Source organism: Dendrosporobacter quercicolus, from assembly GCF_900104455.1.
Classification (GTDB): domain Bacteria; phylum Bacillota; class Negativicutes; order DSM-1736; family Dendrosporobacteraceae; genus Dendrosporobacter; species Dendrosporobacter quercicolus.
Map to the genome: position 1 here is coordinate 249,282 of NZ_FNHB01000005.1, position 20,009 is coordinate 269,290.

The following is a 20,009-nucleotide window of genomic DNA, read 5'->3' on the forward strand; positions in this document are numbered from 1 at the left end:
AGAAAAGGAGGTCGCAGATCATGGCGATGACAGAAAAACAATTAGAGGAAATACTGGCCCAGTATCCTTCAAAAACCCAAAAGAACCGCAAAAAACATGTGCTGGTTAAAGATTCGACAACAGAAAATCCCCAGGTCATTGAGGCCAATACCCGGACCATTCCCGGTATTATTACCAACCGCGGCTGCGCTTACGCCGGCTGCAAGGGCGTAGTTGTCGGACCGATTAAAGATATGGTGCACATTACGCACGGACCGGTTGGCTGCGCCTACTATACCTGGGGAACGCGGCGCAATAAGGCTAAAACCGAAGATCCGGATAAGAATTTCATCAATTACTGCTTTACTACCGACATGCAGGAAAGTGATATTGTTTTTGGCGGCGAGAAAAAGTTAACCAAAGTCATTGATGATGTCATGTCAATCTTTAAGCCCAACGCCATTTCCATTGCGGCAACCTGCCCGGTCGGCTTGATCGGCGATGATTTAGGCGCGGTGGCCAGAAAAGCCGAGGAGAAATATGGGATTCAGGTATTGGCTTTCAACTGTGAAGGCTATAAGGGCGTCAGCCAGTCCGCCGGTCATCATATTGCCAATAATGGTTTAATGCAGCATGTCATTGGTAAAGGCGCGCTGGAAGAAGCGCCGGCCAAGTACGCGATTAACCTGCTGGGCGAGTATAATATCGGCGGTGACGGCTGGGAGGTAGAAAGGGTTCTTAAAGAGATTGGCTATCATATTGTTACGGTCATGACCGGCGACGGGAAGTACGAGGATTTAAAGAATGCGCATGTAGCCGAATTGAACCTGGTGCAATGCCACCGGTCAATCAACTATATTGCGGAAATGCTGGAAATTAAATATGGCACACCGTGGCTGAAGGTCAATTTTGTCGGCGTTCAGGCCACTATTGATACATTGCGCAATATTGCCGAGTACTTTGGGGATGAAGCGCTGACCGAAAAGACGGAAGCCGTAATCGCCAAGGAATTGGCCCGCATTGAGTCTAAACTCGATCAGTATAAAAAAATCTGTGAAGGCAAGACGGCTTTCTGTTTTGTCGGCGGGTCCCGCGGCCATCATTATCAAGGCTTGTTCAGGGAACTGGGCATTGAAACCGTATTGGCAGGCTATGAGTTTGCCCACCGCGACGACTATGAAGGCCGGCAGGTTATTCCGGATATCAAGCTGGACGCCGACACAAAAAACATCCCGGATCTGACGGTGGAAAAAGATCCGGAGCGGTTTAAGCTTAAACTGTCCCCTGAACGTTATGAAGAATTAAAGAAAAAAATTCCGCTTGGACAGTATTGCGGCATGAATGTGGAAATGAAAGACGGAACAGTGATTGTTGACGATCTCAATCATTATGAGACGGAAGAATTCATTAAAATTCTGAAACCGGATATCCTGGCCTCGGGGATCAAGGATAAATATGTTATTCAGAAGATGGGGATTCCCTCCAAGCAGCTGCATTCGTATGATTATAGCGGCCCTTACGCCGGTTTTAACGGCGCGTTGAAATTCGCCGAAGACATTTGCATGAGTTTTTCATCGCCAACCTGGAATTTCATTACTCCACCCTGGAAAGATGAACCTTTGCTTACCGGCACAGTAGCAGATGCGGAAGGAGTGGCCTAAATGTTAGATTGTACACCGAAAGAAATTAAGCAGCGCACCGGCGGCGGATTGATTAATCCCGCCAAAACCTGCCAGCCGATCGGGGCTATGTATGCCGCCCTGGGAATTCACAAATGCCTGCCGCACAGCCATGGTTCGCAAGGCTGCTGCTCTTTCCACCGGATGCATTTGACCAGGCATTTCCGTGATCCGGTGATGGCTTCAACCAGCAGCTTTACCGAGGGAGCATCTGTTTTTGGCGGCGGGGCCAATCTTAAAACAGCGATTAAAAATGTGTTTTCCATTTATAATCCCGATGTTATGGCGGTGCATACCACTTGTCTGACTGAGACGATTGGCGATGATATTCCCAATATTATCAGTTCGGCTGAAGTTCCGGAAGGCAAAGTGGTTATTCATGCCAATACGCCGAGTTACCAGGGCTCCCATGTGACCGGCTTTTCGAATATGGTTAAAGGCATGGTCAATTATTTTTCCGCAGCTACCGAACCAATTAAAAAAGAGCAGATTAATGTCATCCCGGGTTTTGTCAATCCGGCCGATATGCGGGAAATAAAACGGATGATGAATCTGATGGGGGCAAAATATATCATGTTTCCCGACACTTCGGGGGTTGTTGATTCGCCGATGACGGGTGAATTTCAGATGTTTCCCGAAGGCGGTACTACGGTTGAGCAGTTAAAAGACACCGGCAACTCCAAACTAACCGTGGCCTTAGGACGTTTTGCCTCCAGTGATTCCGCCGAAGTATTGGCAAAAAAATGCAAGGTTCCCGTCGCCACGCTGAAAACGCCGATTGGCATAAAAGCAACCGATGCTTTTCTGATGGTGATCAGACGGATATTTGTCAAAGAAATTGTCGCTGAACTGGAACTGGAACGCGGCCAGCTGGTTGACGTTATGACTGACACCCACTTCCATTTTCACGGGAAAAAAGTTGCGATATTCGGTGATTCGGATATTGTAACCGGCGTCACGGAATTTGTACTCAGTCTGGGCATGGAACCGGTTCACATTTTGACCGGCACGCCCGGCGGGGCAATCGGTTCGGCGGTCGGCAGCTTTGAAGAAGATATCCAGGAAATGCTGCTGCTGGCCGGAGTAAAAAGTAATGTGAAAGCCGGCGGGGATTTGTTTACCTTTCATCAATGGATTAAAAATGAGCCGGTGGATTTAATTATCGGCAACACCTACGGTAAATATATTGCCAGAGCGGAAGATATTCCTCTGGTGCGGGTTGGCTTTCCGATTCTTGACAGAAGCGTTCATTCTTATCTGCCGATTGTCGGGTATCGCGGGGCGATGCGGCTGCTGGAAATGATCAGTAATGCCCTGCTGGATCGCCAGGACCGGGATGCGGCGGATGAGGATTTTGAGTTGGTTATGTAATTGACTTTAAGGTTGAAATTGTACCAGAGAGGATGTGATCATGTTGGAAGCAGCACTTGTAATCACCGAACGAAATGATTCAATTGCCCAAAAAGGCCGGCAAAAGAACCAGATTAAGTGTGATACCGATAGTGTGGCAGGCTGTGTCAGCCAGCGGGCCTGTGTGTATTGCGGGGCCAGAGTTGTGCTTAATCCGGTTACTGATGCCATCCATCTGGTGCACGGCCCCATTGGCTGTGCCAGTTATACCTGGGATATCCGGGGCAGTCTAAGCAGCGGGGAAGAGCTGTACCGTAACAGCTTTTCGACTGATTTGAAGGAACAGGACGTCATTTTCGGCGGAGAGAAAAAGCTGGCCCAGGCGATTGATGAACTTGTGGCGAAATATCCGTCCCCGGTGGTGTTTGTTTACTCAACTTGTATCGTAGGCGTAATTGGCGATGATTTGGAAGCAATCTGCAAGGCTGCTTCTAAAAAACATGGCATTGAAGTTTTACCGGTGCAGTCAAGCGGTTTTATTGGCAATAAATCGGCCGGTTACCGGGCGGCCTGTGATACCTTGCTCCGGCTTATTGAGCCGCCCCAGTCCCGGAAAAATCAGCATAGCATTAATTATCTGGGTGATTTTAATTTAGCTGGTGAAGCCTGGATTATCCGCAACTATTTACACGAAATAGGCGTTGATGTCAATGTAGTGTTTACGGGGGACTCCAGCTATGCTGAACTTAAGACAGCGGCAACGGCTTCACTGAATATTATTCAGTGCGCCGGATCCATGGCTTATCTGGCCGAAAAAATGGAACAGATCTATGATATTCCTTATTTGCGGATTTCCTTTGTCGGACTGGAAGATACGGTTGATTCGCTGCGCCGGATCGCTCTGGCGCTAGGCGATGCCGGCATGATTGCCAGAGCCGAGGCCCTCATTGCGCGGGAAACTGCCCGGGTTCAGCCAATTCTGGCGACATACCGGGAGAAATTCAAAGGGAAAAAAGCAGCAATCTATGTCGGCGGCGGTTTTAAAGCAATCTCGCTCATCAAGCAGTTCCGGGAAATCGGCATTGAAGTTGTCATGATTGGCACCCAAACCGGGCAACGGGAAGAATATGAAACGATTCATGAGCTGGTTGAGGAAGGGACGATCATTCTGGATGATGCCAATCCGGCGGAACTGGAAAGATTTATGGTCGGGCAGGGCGCGCATATTCTGGTGGGCGGGGTTAAGGAGCGGCCGCTGGCTTATAAACTGGGCGTTTGTTTTATTGATCACAATCATGACCGTAAGCATCCGTTGAGCGGTTTTACCGGCGCTGTAAATTTTGCCCAAGAAGTTTATTCAACGCTTTGTTCACCGGTCTGGAACTTTGTTCGTTAAAGGAGGGGGAAGCTGTGGGGCCGGAAAACAGCAATTATCGCAATTTGAATGAAAATCCGTGCAGCATGTGTATGCCGATGGGAGCAATCCTGCCGTTTAAGGGAATTGAAGAGGCCATGGTAGTTTTACACGGGTCACAGGGCTGCAGCACATATATGCGCCGTCATATTGCCGAACACTTTAACGAGCCGGTGGATGTCGGATCCTCAGCGCTTAACGAGAAAGGGACGGTATACGGCGGTGAAGGCAATTTAAAAAAGGCTTTGGATAACATCATTAAGGTTTATCAGCCCAAACTTATCGGCGTGTTAACCACCTGCCTGGCTGAGACCATTGGCGAGGATATTCGCCGGATCACAACCGATTATCTTGCAGAGCGCGGCCTGGAGGATCTGGCCATCGTACCGGCAGCCACGCCAGGCTATGGCGGCAATCATCCCGAAGGTTATTTTCTGGCGGTGCGCAGCATTGTGGAAACATTAACCGGGGAAACCGGAACCCACGCGAAAGTAAACATTATTATTCCGAACATCAGTCCCGCCGACGTTAGAGAACTGAAACGAATTCTTCAGCTGATGGAGGTAGACTACGTACTTTTGCCTGATATTTCGGACACCCTGGACCGGCCTTATGAAAAACCATATACTAAGATAGCCAAAGGCGGCACCAAAATCGCAGATATTAAAGCCATGGGCGGAGCAGCAGCCACAATTCAGATGGGAATAACGATGGCTGATGAATTATCGCCCGGCAAATATCTGGCTGAACGATTCGGGGTGCCGCTGTTTAATTTACCAATACCAATTGGCGTTGACAATACGGACTTGTTCATCAATACGCTCAGCAATATTACCGGAAAGCCTTGCCCGGACGGCCTTAAACACGAACGGGGGCGTCTGCTGGACGCCATGATCGACTCGCATAAGTATAATTTCCAGGGGCGTTCCGTTGTGTTCGGTGAACCGGAGCTGGTCTACGCTGTGGCGAAGACCTGCTTTGAGAATGGCATTTTCCCGCTGGTGGTCGCCAGCGGCAGCAAGAATGACCGGCTGGGCAAGCTGCTCGAACGGGAAATTGAGCTGGCGCCGGAAAAACCGGTCATATTAAACGAAGCGGATTTTACGCAGATCAGGGAGAAAAGCAAAGCTGCCGGCGTCAACGTGGCTATTGGCCATTCCGACGGACGTTATCTTACGGAGAAGGAAGGTATTCCGCTCGTACGGTTGGGTTTTCCAATTCATGACAGGGTTGGCGGGCAGCGGTTGCTGTCGGTGGGCTACACCGGAACGGCAATGCTGCTGGACCGAATTACGAATACGCTGCTGGAAAACAAATATAAAACCTATCGCAGTGTGATGAAAGAAAAATATTTCAGGGATTCGAAGCAAAGAATCGCTGGTGCGAAATGAGGTGAAAGTAATGAGTTGTGGCGGCTGTACTGATCAAAGAGAGGTTTCACTGCAAACCTCAGTCAGTGAACAAACGGCAAAGCATCCCTGTTATTCCCAAGAGGCGCATACCAGATATGCCCGTATGCATTTACCGGTTGCCCCCCACTGCAATATCAGCTGTAATTACTGTAACCGCAAGTTTAATTGTGTGAATGAAAGCCGCCCCGGGGTAACCAGCGAGGTGCTTACTCCCGCCGATGCCAGGCGCAAGTTTGCTATGGTCAAGGAAAAGGTTGAGCAGCTAAGCGTTGTGGGAATCGCCGGACCTGGCGATGCCCTGGCGAATTGGCCGGAAACCAGGGAATCCATTGAAAGAATAAAAGCGGCTGCGCCGGATATTGTTTTCTGCCTATCGACAAACGGACTGATGCTGCCTGATTTTGCTCAGGAAATTGTTGATTTGGGGATTCACCATGTTACAGTCACTGTCAATTGCCTGGATACTGAAATTGGCGCCAGAATCTATAAATTCGTTCATTACCGCGGTCAAAAACTTACCGGGGTGGAGGCTGCAGCGACTTTACTGAAAAACCAGTTGGAAGGAATCGGATTTCTGGTTAAACATGGTGTGCTGGTAAAAATCAATATTGTGATGATGAAGGGAATCAATGACCGGCATATTCCGGAAGTGGTGCAAAAGATGAAAGAACTTGGGGTATTTGTGACGAATATTATGCCGTTAATTCCGGCTCCGGGCAGTGTATTTGAACATATGCCCCAAACCAGCATGAAAGAAGTCAGCGACATGCGCTCGGCCTGTGAGCAATATTTGCCGCAGATGCGCCACTGCCGGCAGTGCCGGGCTGACGCGATTGGACTTTTGGGGCAGGACCGCTCCCATGAGTTCCGTTTGGCTCCGCCCGCTTATGAACAGCCGGCGGCCCGTCCTGTTCTGAAAGAATATAAAATTGCAGTTACCACCAAGTACGGCCGGATGGTGGATCAGCATTTTGGTCATGCCGAAGAATTTTTAATCTACCAGGGCAATAAAAATAAGTTTACTTTGATTGAAACCCGCAAAGCGGATCAATATTGCCAGGGCATGGAAAATTGCACCAATCGGGAGAAATTGCGGGATGCAACGTTAAATGTTATACAGGACTGCGACGCTGTATTGACCATGCGTATCGGTTATCAAGCGCAAAAGCGGCTGCTGAAAAAAGGAATCATGAGCATTGAATTTTGCGATTCAGTCTATAATGGTTTGCATTATACCGTTGAGCAGCTGTCGATGCTAAAAAGTAATGTAATATAGAGGAGGCCATAGAATGAATAAACCGAAGCATCATATCTTTGTTTGTGTAAGCTCCCGGATCAACGGCCAGCTTAAGGGCGCCTGCCATACAAAAGACGGCCTGGCTATCATGGAGAAATTTATGGAAGAAATCGAAGAAAGAGAACTGGGCGGTGACGTATTTCTTACCAATACCGGCTGTTTCAGCATCTGTGGTCAGGGCCCAATTGTTGTTGTGTACCCGGATAATATCTGGTACGGGCAAGTAAGCCCTGACGATGTTGAAGAAATCATGGAATCGCATATTGAAGGCGGCGCAGTGGTTAAGCGACTGGCCATTTAATTCAGACTGAGGGGAGGGAGCGCCGATGCCGTTCAACATCGCAGTAGCGCTTGATCAGCATGGCAATACCACGTCAATAGATGAACCGGCCCGGATTGTTGTTTATCAGAAAAAGCAGGACGCCTGGCTGGCCGTCCAGGAATTCGTCTATGATTTGGAGCAGAGCAAAGGAGTCCGTCATATGCGGCAGAAGCTGGCTGAACTGGTTGCTGACATTGCCAAAAGCAGTCAGATATTTGTCGGGTTATCAGTGACCGGCATTCCCTATTTTGAGCTGGAAAAGGCCGGAATGGTCATTTGGGAATTCGAAGGCCGGCCGGCTGAATTTCTGAGCTATATTGAAGATAAGGAAGAAGAGGCCCGGCTGGCCCGGGACAAAATGAAGCCGATTGCAGTGCCAGCGCCCCGTCAAACTGCTCCTGGCCGGTTCTTTATCTCGCTCAAGGAAGTGCAGGAAAACAACGCCGGTATAACCAGCAAGCAGGTATTATTTTCTTTTGTGAACAAGGCTGAATTTGATCAACTGGAGGTTGTCTGCAATCATGTTCCGCCCTGGCTGGAAACGATCGTGCTGGAGAAAAACTTCGTGTGCCTGAAAGAACAAATAAGCCAGAAAGAGATCAGGGTGACGGTAAGCAAAAAATAACCGAAATGAGGTAGAAATTATGGTTAAGCCGCCTGTTTTTGTTGATCAGACTGTCAATCAAGGTTTAAAGCAAAACTTAACACCTGATAAATTTACTCAATTGGTGCGGTTGATCACCGAAATACGGCTGGATTGCGCCGATATCAGTGTGGCTGCCTGGCAGGGAATGCGTCAGTATCCGCTGGCGCCAATGGACAGTTTGCGCGGCAATATTGAGGCTTGCTGTCATCAGGTGACACTTGCCGGGCAGTTGGGCTTTAAGAGCGTGAGCATCGTCATTTTTGCTTGTGATCAGCTCAATACAAGCGCTGTCAGACTGGCTTTGGCTGCAGCGAAAGGGCAGGGCTTAACGGCGGCCTTGCAAATTCGCAACGCCTCGGCCTTAAGTATTGCCCAAATTGCAGAACTGGCGGAAAAGGTTGATTTAGCTGCTGCCGATGCAGTGATTTACGGTGATGAGGGCAGTTTGCTGGATCCGTTGCATACCAACCGCATTCTTACCGAGCTTCAGGAAAAGTTACCCGTTGAATTGGAGTTTTGCGCTTATAATGAACTGGGTTTGGCTGCTGCGAATACCTTGGCGGCATTACGCGCCGGTATTCGCAGGGTGGCTACTGCTGTCGGCGGGATAGACAGCTTTGCCGCTTTTGAGGAAATACTGCTGGGCTATAAGTTTTTATTGAATGCCCCGGTTGCCATTGGCGGCAATCTGGCGAGCTTGAGTAAAGCGGTACTGTCCTTAATGGGGCGGGAACTGCCGGCCAATAAACCGGTAATCGGAACGGATGTATTTGCTCATGAGTCCGGTATTCATGTGGATGGCGTAATTAAGAACCCTGAATTGTATGAGCCGTTTATTCCGGAACTGGTCGGTTTAGCCAGAAAATTGGTGATTGGCAAACATTCCGGCACTGCTTCTCTCAAAGCCAAATTCCGGAGCTGGAACAGGCCGCTGTCGGACTTTGACGCCGCTGTATTGCTGGGGATGGTCCGAAAGCTGGCCATTGCGCAGAAAGGCCTGGTCAATGACCGCCAGTTAATTGATTTGTATGATGAAATCTGCGGACAAACAATATATGCTGAGATAGAAGGTGACGAAATATGCAAAGCGGAAAAAAAGTATTCATCGTTGACACCACACTGCGGGATGGGGAACAAGCGGCCGGTATTGTTTTCTCGGCCGAAGAAAAGCTCGCTATAGCTGTAGCGCTGGATCAGGCCGGAGTCTTATGGATTGAGGCCGGCGTTCCGGCAATGGGGTGTGAAGAGCAGGAAGCGCTTAAGCTTATTCTGGGGGCGCGGCTGAAGGGGACGGCTTTTGCCTGGAACAGGGCCAGACGGGAGGATATTGAGGAATCGGTGAAATGCGGTTTTTCCTTTTTGCATATCTCGATACCGATATCTGACCTGCATCTCCGTCACAAGCTTAAAACAAGCCGGGAAAAAGTGCTGCATCAGCTGGCCGCGGCCATTCAGCACGCCAAGAGCTTTGGCTGCCGGGTTTCAATAGGAGCGGAGGACGCTTCGCGGGCCAGCGCCGGACAATTTCTGGAACTGGCCGAATTGTCGGCCCGGCTGGGAGCGGAGCGAATCCGGTATGCCGATACGATCGGTTGTCTTGATCCTTTTCGGGCCTACGAACAGATGACGGCAATCGTGAAGCAATGTCCTTTACCGATCGAGTTTCATGCGCATAATGATTTTGGTATGGCTACTGCCAATAGCCTGGCTGCTTGTCAGGCGGGAGTTGCGTATGTCAGCACAACGATTACCGGTATTGGGGAACGAGCGGGGAATGCAGCGATGGGGGAAGTCGTAAAAGCGCTGCAGGTTATTGCCAAAGCAGATACCGGAGTGACCCATGAGTCAAGCGCAAAGCTGACCAGCCTGGTAAGTCAGTTATTGGCAAAAGAGAGCAGTGGTTTGAACGGTTGCCGCGACGGAGCGGATTTTAAGGAACTGCTGCAATAAAATAAATTAGTTAATTAATTTAAAAATTCAGAAAATACTTGCAGTAGTAACAGTTACCCTGTATACTAAAAAATGTCAATCTCCTTTTTTCATTTTGTATGAATAGATAATCTTCCGGCGCTCGGCCGGGAGATTTTCTATTTTATACAATAAGTTAAGATATAACGAAAAAAGGACTATAAATGGAAAATTTCCGTTAAATTCGTACTATTTTAAGCAAATCGAAGTTTGACATAATCAGAAGCTGCCGATAATATTATATACATCAACGGCAAAGGTGCTTGGAGGGATATCTCTAAGCACCTATTGCTATATCTGCCGGAAGCCTGCCGCGGTATAGGCGCCGGGGGCTTTTCCGGGGCTTGGCTGCAAGCCGGAGCTTTTATTTGCAGCATATTTCCCGCCGTCCTGCAGCTTGATGGCTTTCTCCTGGAGATATCAGCTTTGGCGAAGGGGTCATGCAGACTGAAATTTGGCGATTACCCGTTGTGCAGTATTCTTATCTAACTAAGGAGGTGTTTTTGTGGTTTGCAGTGAAAGGTTGGCCGGAAATTTTCAGCGTTTGTCAGTGATTGGCGCAGAAGCTCATGGCGGTATTACGCGCCTTGCTTTTAGTGATACTGATTGGGAAGCGAGAGCTTTCGTCATCCGGCTTATGGAGCAGGTCGGTCTCAGGATACGGATTGATGCCTTCGGTAATGTTATCGGCCGCCGTGAAGGCTTGAACCCGGCAGCGTCTGTGATAATGCTGGGATCGCATGTCGACAGTGTACCTAACGGCGGCAATTATGATGGCATTGTCGGGGTGCTGGGCGCTATTGAAGTGCTGCAATGCCTTGAAGATGCGCAAGAGACTTACTACCATCCGATCGAAGTTGTTGTTTTCATGGCCGAGGAATCAAGCCGGTTTGGCGTAGCAACGCTAGGCAGCAAGGTGTTTTGCGGAAAAATTAAAATGAATGAGCTGGATCAGTTTATTGATCAGCAGGGTATTATGTTGCCGGAAGCTATGCGGCGACAAGGACTGACAGCGGATAAGCAGGCGCAGGCGGCTTATCCCGGAGAAATAAAAGCTTTTTTGGAACTACATATCGAACAAGGCAAAGTTTTGGAAACAGTGGGCAAGCAATTGGGAATAGTTACCGGTATTGCTGCGCCGACCCGTATGCGGATAGTGATTGAGGGACAAGCGGACCACTCGGGGGCAACGCCGATGAATATGCGCCGCGATGCGCTGACGGCTGCGGCGGAGGTTATTCTTGCGGTCGAAGCATTGGCTGAGGCTGCGGCGAAGGACGGCATTGTGGGGACCACCGGGATTATTCAGGCCGAGCCGGGGGTGATGAATGTCATTCCGGGGCGGGTTGAACTGGGCATTGATATTCGCGGTACGCTGCCAACCGTCAAGCAGTTGGTTTTGCGTCAGTTATATGAGGCCATCGACAGGATCAAGAGCCGCCGCCAGGTTGCGGCGGCAATCAAGGTATTGACTGACGAAGTTCCGGTAAGCCTTTCGGCTGAGATGGTGGAGTTTCTGGAGTCTGTGAATGATGAACGCGGCGCTTCGGCGCGTCGTATGCCCAGTGGAGCCGGTCATGATGCAATGCACCTGGCCGGGTTTGCCCACACGGGTCTGGTGTTTATTCCCTGCCGCGCCGGCATCAGCCACAATCCCGCCGAATGGGCCGAGCTTGCCGACATTGTGGCTGGTACGGAGCTTTTATTGGCGGCAACACGCAAACTGGCGCAAAAAGAGTTTGGCTGGAAGACTGCGGTTGGCGCTAAATAAAAGCTCCGGCAGAGGAAGCCGGCAGTGATTTATTTTGCAGATAAAATTGAAGGAGGTTATCTTTGTGTTGGTCTTATTGGGTATTATCATTATTATTGCAACAATTTATTTTCTGTTGAAGCGGTATGATTCCCGTTTGGTATTACTGGCATCCGGCATCTTAATGGCTATCATCGCCGGAAAAACGATGGCGGCGTTTGATGCTTTTGCCAAAAGCATGACCGAAGGCGGTTTGATTCAATCGGTGTGTTCGGTTATGGGGTTTGCGCTGGTGATGAAAGTCACTGAATGCGACAAGCATCTCATCAGTTTGGTGGCAAAGTGGTTAAACAAAGTCCGGGCATTACTGATTCCGGGTGCAACGCTGGCAACTTTTGCCATCAATATCGCCCTGCCCAGCGCCGCCGGGGTTGCGGCTGCCGTTGGCGCGATATTTATTCCGCTGCTGATGTCGGCGGGTATTCATCCGGCTACCGCTGCCGCAGCTGTTAAGTCCGGAACTTACGGCAGCATGCTCAGTCCCGGACTGGCGCATAATCAAGTAGTCGCCAAATTGGCCGGAATGGATGTCATGGATGTCATTGCCATCCATTCAAAAGCCGATATTATCTCGGTGGTCATTGCCGCGATTTCTGTAACGGTGGTGGCTGTAGTTCTGAAGGAGCATAAGGGATATAAAAGTGAAGCTGTAGTTGCTGAAATAGACGGGTTTAAAACCAATATTCTTTATGCAATTGTTCCGGTAATTCCGATCGTCATGCTGGTATTGGGAGCCACCGGCAAAGTGCCTGTATTTAAAATGGGCGTGCCGCAGGCAATGGTGATTGGCGCGATTATTGCAATTGCCGTTACACGCAAAAATCCGGCCGAGGTTGCTAAATCGTTTTTTGACGGCATGGGGGCCGCCTATGCCCAGATTATGGGGATCATCATTGCGGCAGGGGTATTTGTCAGTGGGATGAAGGCCCTCGGTCTGGTTGACGCCTTTATTGCGGCGATGATTAACTCTACCGGTATTGTTAAGCTGGCCGCAGCCTTTGGCCCTTTTGCCCTGGCGATCATTGCCGGCAGCGGGGATGGCGCTGCGGTGGCCTTTAATGAAGCTGTTACGCCGCACGCCGCGGATTTTGGCCTCGAAATTGCCAATATGGGTAGTATGGCGGCTCTGGGAGGCGCACTTGGCAGAACCATGTCGCCAATTACCGGCGCTACCATTATTTGTGCGGGCATCGCCGGAGTGAATCCAATGGAAGTTGCCAAACGCAATGCGCTTGGCATGATCCTGGCGATTATCGCGGGCATGCTGATTTTATTGTAAATGGCGTTCAAGCGGAATGCCGCAGGTTTGTTTATAATTGGAACGCCGGTGTTTTCAAGCGGCGTGGATGGTAACATAATGTTGAGGTGAGATACATGCATAAACAGTTGCAGCAGTTTGTCAAAGCGCGAGAGGAGAAGCTGATTGCATACCGGCGGGACCTGCATCAATATGCCGAGGTTGCCTGGTCGGAATTTAGGACAGCCTCTCTTGTGGCTGACAAGTTAACAGCTTTAGGGTATGAAGTATTGACTGGCGATCAAGTGGTTGACGAGGCCGCGATGATGGGTGTTCCAACGGCCGGTCAACTGGAGGCTGAGCAGCAAAGAGCGCTTAGTCAGGGGGCCAATCCGGCGTGGGTGGAAAAAATGCGGGGCGGTAAAACGGGCGTTGTTGGTATGATGGACTTTGCCCAGCCGGGGCCAACGGTTGCTTTTCGTTTTGATATAGATGCCAACGATGCACTGGAAGCGGAAACTGACAAGCACCGCCCCTGGCGGGACGGTTTTTCCTCCGTCAATACGGGCGCTATGCATGCTTGCGCCCATGACGGTCATACGGCAATCGGCCTGATTTTTGCGGAGCTGGCGGCGCAGTTCAGGGACAAGCTGGCCGGCAGGATAAAAATTATTTTTCAACCGGCGGAGGAAGGCGTACGCGGGGCAAAAGCCATGGTTGCCAGCGGAATTGTTGATGATGTTGATTATTTATTGGGGTTGCATCTGGGGATTGGGTTGAAAAAATCCGGTACGGTAACTTGCAACACCGAGGGATTTCTGGCAACAACCAAGCTGGATGCGGTGTTTAATGGCGTACCGGCCCATGCCGGAGCTGCGCCTGAAACAGGACGCAATGCCTTGCTGGCTGCTGCTGCTGCGGCATTGAATCTTCATGCCATTTCACGCCATAGCCAGGGGGCATCGCGGATCAATGTCGGGGTTTTAAACGCAGGCACCGGCCGCAATGTTATACCGCCAAGCGCCGTCTTAAAGCTGGAGACCCGCGGCACGACCACAACCATCAATGAGTATGTTTATGGCGAGGCTGTGCGGATACTAAATGCAGCGGCGGCTATGTACGGAGTGACCGTGGATTTGGCCCAGATGGGCGGCGCGGCAGGGTGCGGCAATGATCCTGACCTTGTGGCCAGAATAAGTGCGATAGCTGAACGAAGCAATTTGTTCGAGGCTGTTTTGCCGTCAGGCAATATTGGCGGCAGTGAGGATTGTACGTATTTTATGGAACGGGTGCAAAAACACGGCGGAAAAGCCGCCTATCTTATGGTTGGTACTGACCTGGCAGCCGGCCATCATGATTCGTATTTTGACTTCGACGAAACAGTGCTTGCGCCGGCAACCGTCTTGTTGGGCGCTATCCTGCTTGATTTGACAAAGAAAAAGTAGCCCCTTATATTTGTTCAAAAGGCGTGTCGCAGTGCGTTTTTCCAAAACGTTTCTTTGCGACACGCCCTTTGTTTGCTTGTTAAGAACTGCGGCCGCAAGAGACTGCGGTTGATGCTCTAACGGTGGAGAGGCTTGTTAACCGAACAGGGGTCCGTTTGTTGACGATGATTGGACAAAGTTATATAATAATTCATAAAGTATCCTTAAAAGGGGAATAATAAGTGAAATTACAACTGCGGGAGATGCTGTTGATTTCGATGTTCGCCGCTTTGACAGCGGTGGGGGCATTGGTCAAAATACCTACGCCGCTGGTGCCGTTTACTCTGCAATTTTTATTCTGCGCTTATTCCGGAGTTTTCTTAGGGGCCCGCAATGGTCTGTATTCACAACTGCTGTATGTCGGAATTGGATTGCTGGGTATACCGGTATTTGCAAATGGCGGAGGACCGGCCTATGTTTTGCAGCCTACATTTGGTTATTTAGCAGGCTTTATCCTATGCGCCGGGGTTATTGGACTGTTTGTTGATCAATGCCGGGAGATTACCGTTTTAAAAACATTAGGCGCTGTTTTAAGTGGATTAGCAGTTGTTTATTTAGTCGGCGTAACTTATTTATACGCGATTGTTAATTTTTATCTTCAGCAGCAGATTACGGTTAGTAAAGCCATCGCCATCGGTTTTCTGCCGTATATTACGATTGATTTGATGATGAGCGTAATTATTGCAGTAACGGCAGTCAGGGTTATTCCTATCCTGCGCAATGCCGGTTACCTGAAATGCATGGCCAAAAGTCAGTAAGCTTATAATTGGTAAAAAATACAATTTTAATTTAAGGCCTTAACTACATATAATAAAACATTAGGGAAAAGCGGAGGAAAGGCCGATGCTGTTTGACGGGACTGAAGTAACGATCGAGAAGGTACGTTACCGGGATTTGCAGGATCTGGAGAAAGTTTTCACAACAGAGTTCGGTGATGAAATTAGTACGGGTATTATCAAGCAGCGAGTGCATCGTATCCGTCAATTTTATTATCTGCTGCTGCCTTTAAGTAAGATGTCAAACTGGATTAATCGGTTTTTTAATATATATGTCATCAGAGCAGGCGAAACAGTGATTGGTTTCATGCAAGTCTCATCGTTAACGGCCAAGCAACTGCATTTAGATTATATTGCAATAAGAAAAAAGTATCGCGGTCAAGGCTTGGGAACTAAGGTATTACAGACTTTGTTTCAGGAAGTTGTTGATAAAAACAATAATGATGTTATTTTAGAGGTTAAGCACGATAACCCCGCCCGCTCCTTATATGAACGGCTGGGCTTTACTGTTCAGGCGCAGGTTCTCCATTATGAGAGAACGTTTGGCGGTCCGGATGAACCGGGCGAGCTGCCTGCGGCGACAGGCCCGGCTTTGCAAGAACTACAGCTTGCTGACCGGCCATTGTTGTACAAGTTGTATTGCGCCAGTATTCCCCGGAAAATACAACAGGTGATCAGGCGCAATCCGTCCGAATTCCAGCCAAGTTTATTTTTGCGTAATTTCAGCTGGTTTAAAAATTACTTAATGCAGGCCCGAAATCAGCAATTCGTCTTATACCAACAACAGCAACTGGTTGCTTTGGTGGAGCTGCGGAGTTACCCCCGATCGGCGGCTCATATTTTGAGTATGACGCTTAACCGGTCCTATGAGCATTTGCGGGAAGACTTGCTGCGACAGGCACTTAGCATATTAGAAAACAAATATCAGGCAGGTAAAGTGAACACGACCATCTATGACGATTCTCCGGCTAAGCGGCAAACGCTGGAGCAGCTCGGCTTTACGAAGCAGGAACAATTCTATTTAATGCTGCGTCCGGCAGGAGGCCGGGTTAAGCGAGTAAAAAAGGTTGGTCAGGTGAGGGCTTTTAAACCACAAGGACGCGGGACAAAGAGTCATTTTAATAAAACACCGTTCTAATCCTCCTGGTAAAGACCAGGCTGATTGGAGCGGTGTTTTTTTGCTTCCTCTGTCCTTCAAATATCCAAAAACGCATTGATCGGCTCTCCTGGGCTGACCATCGGTTCAACAAGGAGCTGTTGGTCAATGTTAGCGACAATAACTGTGGGGACTTTAGCTTGAAGTGCATGCCCAAAAGCTTTTCGGAATTCTGCCTGGGATGAAGCGGTGTGGGCGGCTGCCCCGCAAGAAGCGGCAAAGGCGGTAAAATCAAATGCAGGCAGAAGTGAACAGGAGTAGCGATCCCGGTAGAATAACTGCTGCCATTGACGAACCATACCCAGACAGCGGTTGTTAATGATTACACTAATCACCGGAAGCTGTTCATTAACCGCAGTATACAGCTCCATGCCGGTCATTTTGAATCCGCCATCTCCGGCAATCAGGATAACCCGTTTCGCCGGAGCCGCAGCTTGCGCCCCTAAGGCCGCCGGCAGACCGAAACCCATAGTTCCAAGGCCGCCGGAAGTGATCCAGGAGCGGGGTTCAGTGATTTGCAGGCTTTGTGCAGCCCACATTTGGTGCTGCCCTACATCGGTTACCCAAATTTTGGGTTGGGCCGCCAATTCCTGAGACATAAACTGCATGATCCAGGGCGCGGTCAGCGAGGTGACGTCGGGACCGGCGTTAAAGCTGTGCCGCCATTGCGAGAGCTTGTTCCACCAACCGCTGTAATCAATGAGAGTCCTGGTTTTTAGCCGGTCGGTAAGCGCGGTGAGAGTTTGGCGCAAATCACCGGTGATGGAGATATGGGAAGCGATATTTTTACCTATTTCGGCTGCGTCGATATCCAATTGAATCACCGTTTTATTCTGCGCGTATTTTTGCGGATGACTGGTCACCCTGTCGCTAAATCTTGTTCCGACCGCCAGCAACACATCGGCATCATTTACCGCATGGTTAGCCGGTTTGTGGCCATGCATGCCGGTCAGGCCGAGCATACGGGGATGATCGTGAGGGATTGCGCCCAGCCCCATCAATGTACTCATAACAGGAGCTTGAACAATACCGGTTAAGGCCAGCGCTTCATTTTCGGTTTGGCTGGAGATTACGCCTCCGCCGATTAAAATGGCCGGGCGTTCAGCCGTTGCGAGTGCAACCGCGGCAGTTTCAATGGCTTGCAGGACAGCGCCGGTAAGCGTGGCTGACGGTTGGCAGCTGGTGTCTGTTTTTGGTTCCCAGCCAGTCTCGGCTTGCAGTATGTCGCGGGGAACGTCGATAAGCACCGGGCCGGGACGTCCGCCCAGCGCAATCGCAAAAGACTCATAAATTGCCGGCGCCAAATCCTTAATATCCCGAATCAAAAAACTATGTTTGGTAATTGGCATGGTAATGCCGGTAATGTCTACTTCCTGAAAGGAGTCCCGTCCCAGGAGGGGGGTAGGAACCTGGCCGGTTATCGCTACAATTGGCACCGAATCCATAAAAGCAGTTGCCAGGCCGGTAACGAGGTTGGTTGCGCCAGGCCCGGAGGTGGCTATACAGACACCGGCCCGGCCAGTGGCGCGCGCGTAGCCGTCGGCGGCGTGGGCGGCCCCTTGTTCGTGGACAGTAAGAATATGTTTGAGCCGGCTATTGTAAAGCGCATCATATAAAGGCATGATTTGCCCGCCAGGATAGCCAAATACCGTGCTTACCCCAATATCCAGCAGGCTGTTTACGATGATTTCACTACCTGATAGTTTCATTTAAAAGCCTCCAAAGATTAATTTTTTATTCTGTCGTCCTTTATGAGGATGCTGCGAAGCAAGCCGGACGGTCTGGTAGGTGCTAGAAGCTTTTTGCTTGGCCTTCATAGTCTGTGGGGAGCAGTTCAGCGCTTTCTACATGAACCAATTTTCGAATTTGCTGTAACAGCTGACCGGAGGGCGGCAGGCAGTCGTTGACGACTGCCTTAACACAGGCATAATTCGGCATAGGTGCAGGAGTTACCGACAGGCTTTCGACTGCAAACCCGCGGCGATAAACTACACCTACCAAACGTACTAAAGCATCAGGCTGATTTTTTAATGTTATTGATAAAATTTGTTTCACGAAAAGCTCCTCCTTTTTTGTAAATAAAAACGCCCCTGTCGACGTAAATATGTCGACAGGGGCGAAAAATTCGCGGTACCACCCTGTTTTTACTCTCTCTGACCGGCCAGCACCGGCTGCTCCTTAACGCAGAGCTGACGCTGTTACTTAAAAACAAATTGAAGTTAAATCATCAACTTGTCTTCGGTAAAGGGCTCACGGGTGATTTAGAATATTCGCGCCGCTCCGGTTCGCACCAACCACCGGCTCTCTGTAGCGGGTTAAGCAGATATTCCGCTCCCGATCATCACTGTAATGAGTAAGTTATTTCGTTTATCAAGAACGATAGTGTATTTGAAATATGTTTACATTCTTACATAAACGAACTGAAATGTCAATATAGTAATGTAAATTTTCAGAAAAATTATTCAATAGAATTATTATGCTGGGCCAAACCCGCCTTAGACTGGAGCAGGCTTAGGCAAGGCGGGAGTATTTGCGCTTGGTTTGCTTGCGTCGTCATTGGGCATTTGATCGTTTTAAGACACTCTAAGATAAGTTTGCAATTCCTGAATAAATTTTAGAATTAAGTGTTGACATAAGCAATGGCGAGTGTTAATATATAAAAGTCGCTTGCGAAAGCAGCCGACTAAAGCAAAGTCAACCATGCCAGCTGTAGTTACGATATTATCTATATATGCTATACGCTGCGGCAATAAAATGTGCCGATTTATTATGAATAAAATTGTTGACACAAGGCGAAAAATGTTGTAAAATAAATAACTGTCATGGCAATTGCCGTGATGGCTGCAAAACTAATACAGGCTGATTGCCGCTATCTGATTTAGCAGCAAGAATAGCCTAGGTATTAAAAGTGGAAGTGTTCCTTGAAAACTAAACAATGTAAGATGAAAATGCCAGATGTACCCTGAACAGTTCCAGAGGAGCTGTCGGGACTCGCAGCATAAATGCTGCGTCGCGGTAATACCGTGAAACAGTGCGGAAATAGCTCAGTGGTAGAGCATCGCCTTGCCAAGGCGAGGGTCGCGAGTTCGAATCTCGTTTTCCGCTCCAATTATTTCTAAACTTATAAGAGCCATCAAGGTTCTTCATAATACTTTTATGGAGAGTTTGATCCTGGCTCAGGACGAACGCTGGCGGCGTGCCTAACACATGCAAGTCGAACGGTTTTTGGACGTTGGACTTTGGACGTTAGAGGTTGGAAAAAGCAAAAAAAGATTTGATCCAACATCCAATATCTAAAGTCCAGCGTCCGGAAATAGTGGCGAACGGGTGAGTAACGCGTAGACAACCTGCCTTCCAGATGGGGACAACACCGCGAAAGTGGTGCTAATACCGAATAAAGTATTTTGAGCGCATGCTTGAAATAGCAAAGGTGGCCTCTGAAGATGCTACCGCTGGAAGATGGGTCTGCGTCTGATTAG

At 49.2% G+C, this 20,009-nt stretch carries 16 protein-coding genes, 1 tRNA gene and 1 rRNA gene; 16 read left to right on the forward strand and 2 right to left on the reverse strand.

The annotated features are described in order from the left end of the window. Nucleotides 1–20: 20 nt before the first annotated feature. The 14 genes from nifD (at nt 21) to BLR06_RS11790 (ending at nt 16,512) form a co-directional block, all read left to right on the forward strand. Nucleotides 21–1,640 (forward strand): nitrogenase molybdenum-iron protein alpha chain, encoded by a 1,620-nt coding sequence (gene nifD, locus BLR06_RS11720; RefSeq protein ID WP_092073284.1) that lies wholly within the window; start codon nt 21–23, stop codon nt 1,638–1,640. Continuing rightward, entirely contained in the window at nt 1,641–3,029 is a 1,389-nt protein-coding gene (nifK, locus tag BLR06_RS11725) for a nitrogenase molybdenum-iron protein subunit beta (protein ID WP_092073287.1), read from the forward strand. Between the two features lie 40 nt (nt 3,030–3,069). Next, the gene (nifE, locus tag BLR06_RS11730) at nt 3,070–4,404 is read left to right on the forward strand and encodes a nitrogenase iron-molybdenum cofactor biosynthesis protein NifE (RefSeq protein ID WP_092073290.1); all 1,335 of its coding nucleotides are present in this window, start codon (nt 3,070–3,072) and stop codon (nt 4,402–4,404) included. A 14-nt stretch (nt 4,405–4,418) separates the two neighbouring features. Next, nucleotides 4,419–5,813, forward strand: coding sequence for a nitrogenase component 1 (locus BLR06_RS11735; RefSeq protein WP_245698129.1), 1,395 nt, complete (start codon nt 4,419–4,421; stop codon nt 5,811–5,813). Nucleotides 5,814–5,823: 10 nt separating this feature from the next. Next, nucleotides 5,824–7,110: a nitrogenase cofactor biosynthesis protein NifB gene (gene nifB, locus BLR06_RS11740; protein WP_092073293.1), complete on the forward strand. Its 1,287-nt coding sequence runs from the start codon at nt 5,824–5,826 to the stop codon at nt 7,108–7,110. Nucleotides 7,111–7,123: 13 nt separating this feature from the next. Beyond that, on the forward strand, nt 7,124–7,432 hold the full coding sequence (locus BLR06_RS11745; protein ID WP_092073296.1) for a 2Fe-2S ferredoxin: 309 nt from the start codon (nt 7,124–7,126) through the stop codon (nt 7,430–7,432). Between the two features lie 25 nt (nt 7,433–7,457). Then, nucleotides 7,458–8,078, forward strand: coding sequence for a Fe-only nitrogenase accessory AnfO family protein (locus BLR06_RS11750; RefSeq protein ID WP_092073300.1), 621 nt, complete (start codon nt 7,458–7,460; stop codon nt 8,076–8,078). A 19-nt stretch (nt 8,079–8,097) separates the two neighbouring features. Continuing rightward, nucleotides 8,098–9,279, forward strand: coding sequence for a homocitrate synthase/isopropylmalate synthase family protein (locus BLR06_RS11755; protein WP_092073303.1), 1,182 nt, complete (start codon nt 8,098–8,100; stop codon nt 9,277–9,279). After that, nucleotides 9,180–10,049, forward strand: a complete 870-nt coding sequence (locus BLR06_RS11760; protein ID WP_092073306.1) for a beta/alpha barrel domain-containing protein — start codon at nt 9,180–9,182, stop codon at nt 10,047–10,049. The genes BLR06_RS11755 and BLR06_RS11760 overlap by 100 nt, the downstream gene beginning before the upstream one ends. A gap of 523 nt (nt 10,050–10,572) precedes the next feature. Then, complete coding sequence (locus tag BLR06_RS11770) at nt 10,573–11,838, forward strand: M20 family metallo-hydrolase (RefSeq protein WP_092073312.1); 1,266 nt, start codon at nt 10,573–10,575, stop codon at nt 11,836–11,838. A 64-nt stretch (nt 11,839–11,902) separates the two neighbouring features. Next, the gene (gene dcuC, locus BLR06_RS11775) at nt 11,903–13,156 is read left to right on the forward strand and encodes a C4-dicarboxylate transporter DcuC (protein WP_092073315.1); all 1,254 of its coding nucleotides are present in this window, start codon (nt 11,903–11,905) and stop codon (nt 13,154–13,156) included. A gap of 95 nt (nt 13,157–13,251) precedes the next feature. Then, nucleotides 13,252–14,559, forward strand: a complete 1,308-nt coding sequence (locus tag BLR06_RS11780; protein ID WP_092073318.1) for an amidohydrolase — start codon at nt 13,252–13,254, stop codon at nt 14,557–14,559. A gap of 221 nt (nt 14,560–14,780) precedes the next feature. After that, on the forward strand, nt 14,781–15,356 hold the full coding sequence (locus BLR06_RS11785; RefSeq protein WP_092073320.1) for a biotin transporter BioY: 576 nt from the start codon (nt 14,781–14,783) through the stop codon (nt 15,354–15,356). 85 nt (nt 15,357–15,441) lie between these two features. Beyond that, the gene (locus tag BLR06_RS11790; RefSeq protein ID WP_092073323.1) at nt 15,442–16,512 is read left to right on the forward strand and encodes a GNAT family N-acetyltransferase; all 1,071 of its coding nucleotides are present in this window, start codon (nt 15,442–15,444) and stop codon (nt 16,510–16,512) included. A gap of 56 nt (nt 16,513–16,568) precedes the next feature. On the opposite strand, the gene ilvB is transcribed toward BLR06_RS11790, so the two are convergent. Both ilvB and BLR06_RS11800 read right to left on the reverse strand, forming a co-directional pair. Further along, a complete protein-coding gene (ilvB, locus tag BLR06_RS11795; RefSeq protein WP_092073326.1) occupies nt 16,569–18,239 on the reverse strand; it encodes a biosynthetic-type acetolactate synthase large subunit in 1,671 nt (556 codons plus the stop codon). Between the two features lie 82 nt (nt 18,240–18,321). Beyond that, a complete protein-coding gene (locus BLR06_RS11800; RefSeq protein WP_173813078.1) occupies nt 18,322–18,585 on the reverse strand; it encodes an ACT domain-containing protein in 264 nt (87 codons plus the stop codon). A 978-nt stretch (nt 18,586–19,563) separates the two neighbouring features. Here BLR06_RS11800 and BLR06_RS11805 point away from each other — a divergent pair. After that, nucleotides 19,564–19,638, forward strand: a tRNA-Gly gene (locus BLR06_RS11805). A gap of 45 nt (nt 19,639–19,683) precedes the next feature. Further along, nucleotides 19,684–20,009 (forward strand): 16S ribosomal RNA (locus BLR06_RS11810); the annotation flags it as partial.

Bases quoted from the DNA above. Each gene is read 5' to 3' on its own strand.
- nifD (WP_092073284.1), top strand. From the start codon at position 21: ATGGCGATGACAGAAAAACAATTAGAGGAAATACTGGCCCAGTATCCT.
- nifK (WP_092073287.1), top strand. From the start codon at position 1,641: ATGTTAGATTGTACACCGAAAGAAATTAAGCAGCGCACCGGCGGCGGA.
- nifE (WP_092073290.1), top strand. From the start codon at position 3,070: ATGTTGGAAGCAGCACTTGTAATCACCGAACGAAATGATTCAATTGCC.
- nifB (WP_092073293.1), top strand. From the start codon at position 5,824: ATGAGTTGTGGCGGCTGTACTGATCAAAGAGAGGTTTCACTGCAAACC.
- BLR06_RS11745 (WP_092073296.1), top strand. From the start codon at position 7,124: ATGAATAAACCGAAGCATCATATCTTTGTTTGTGTAAGCTCCCGGATC.
- BLR06_RS11750 (WP_092073300.1), top strand. From the start codon at position 7,458: ATGCCGTTCAACATCGCAGTAGCGCTTGATCAGCATGGCAATACCACG.
- BLR06_RS11755 (WP_092073303.1), top strand. From the start codon at position 8,098: ATGGTTAAGCCGCCTGTTTTTGTTGATCAGACTGTCAATCAAGGTTTA.
- BLR06_RS11760 (WP_092073306.1), top strand. From the start codon at position 9,180: ATGCAAAGCGGAAAAAAAGTATTCATCGTTGACACCACACTGCGGGAT.
- BLR06_RS11780 (WP_092073318.1), top strand. From the start codon at position 13,252: ATGCATAAACAGTTGCAGCAGTTTGTCAAAGCGCGAGAGGAGAAGCTG.
- BLR06_RS11790 (WP_092073323.1), top strand. From the start codon at position 15,442: ATGCTGTTTGACGGGACTGAAGTAACGATCGAGAAGGTACGTTACCGG.
- ilvB (WP_092073326.1), bottom strand. From the start codon at position 18,239: ATGAAACTATCAGGTAGTGAAATCATCGTAAACAGCCTGCTGGATATT.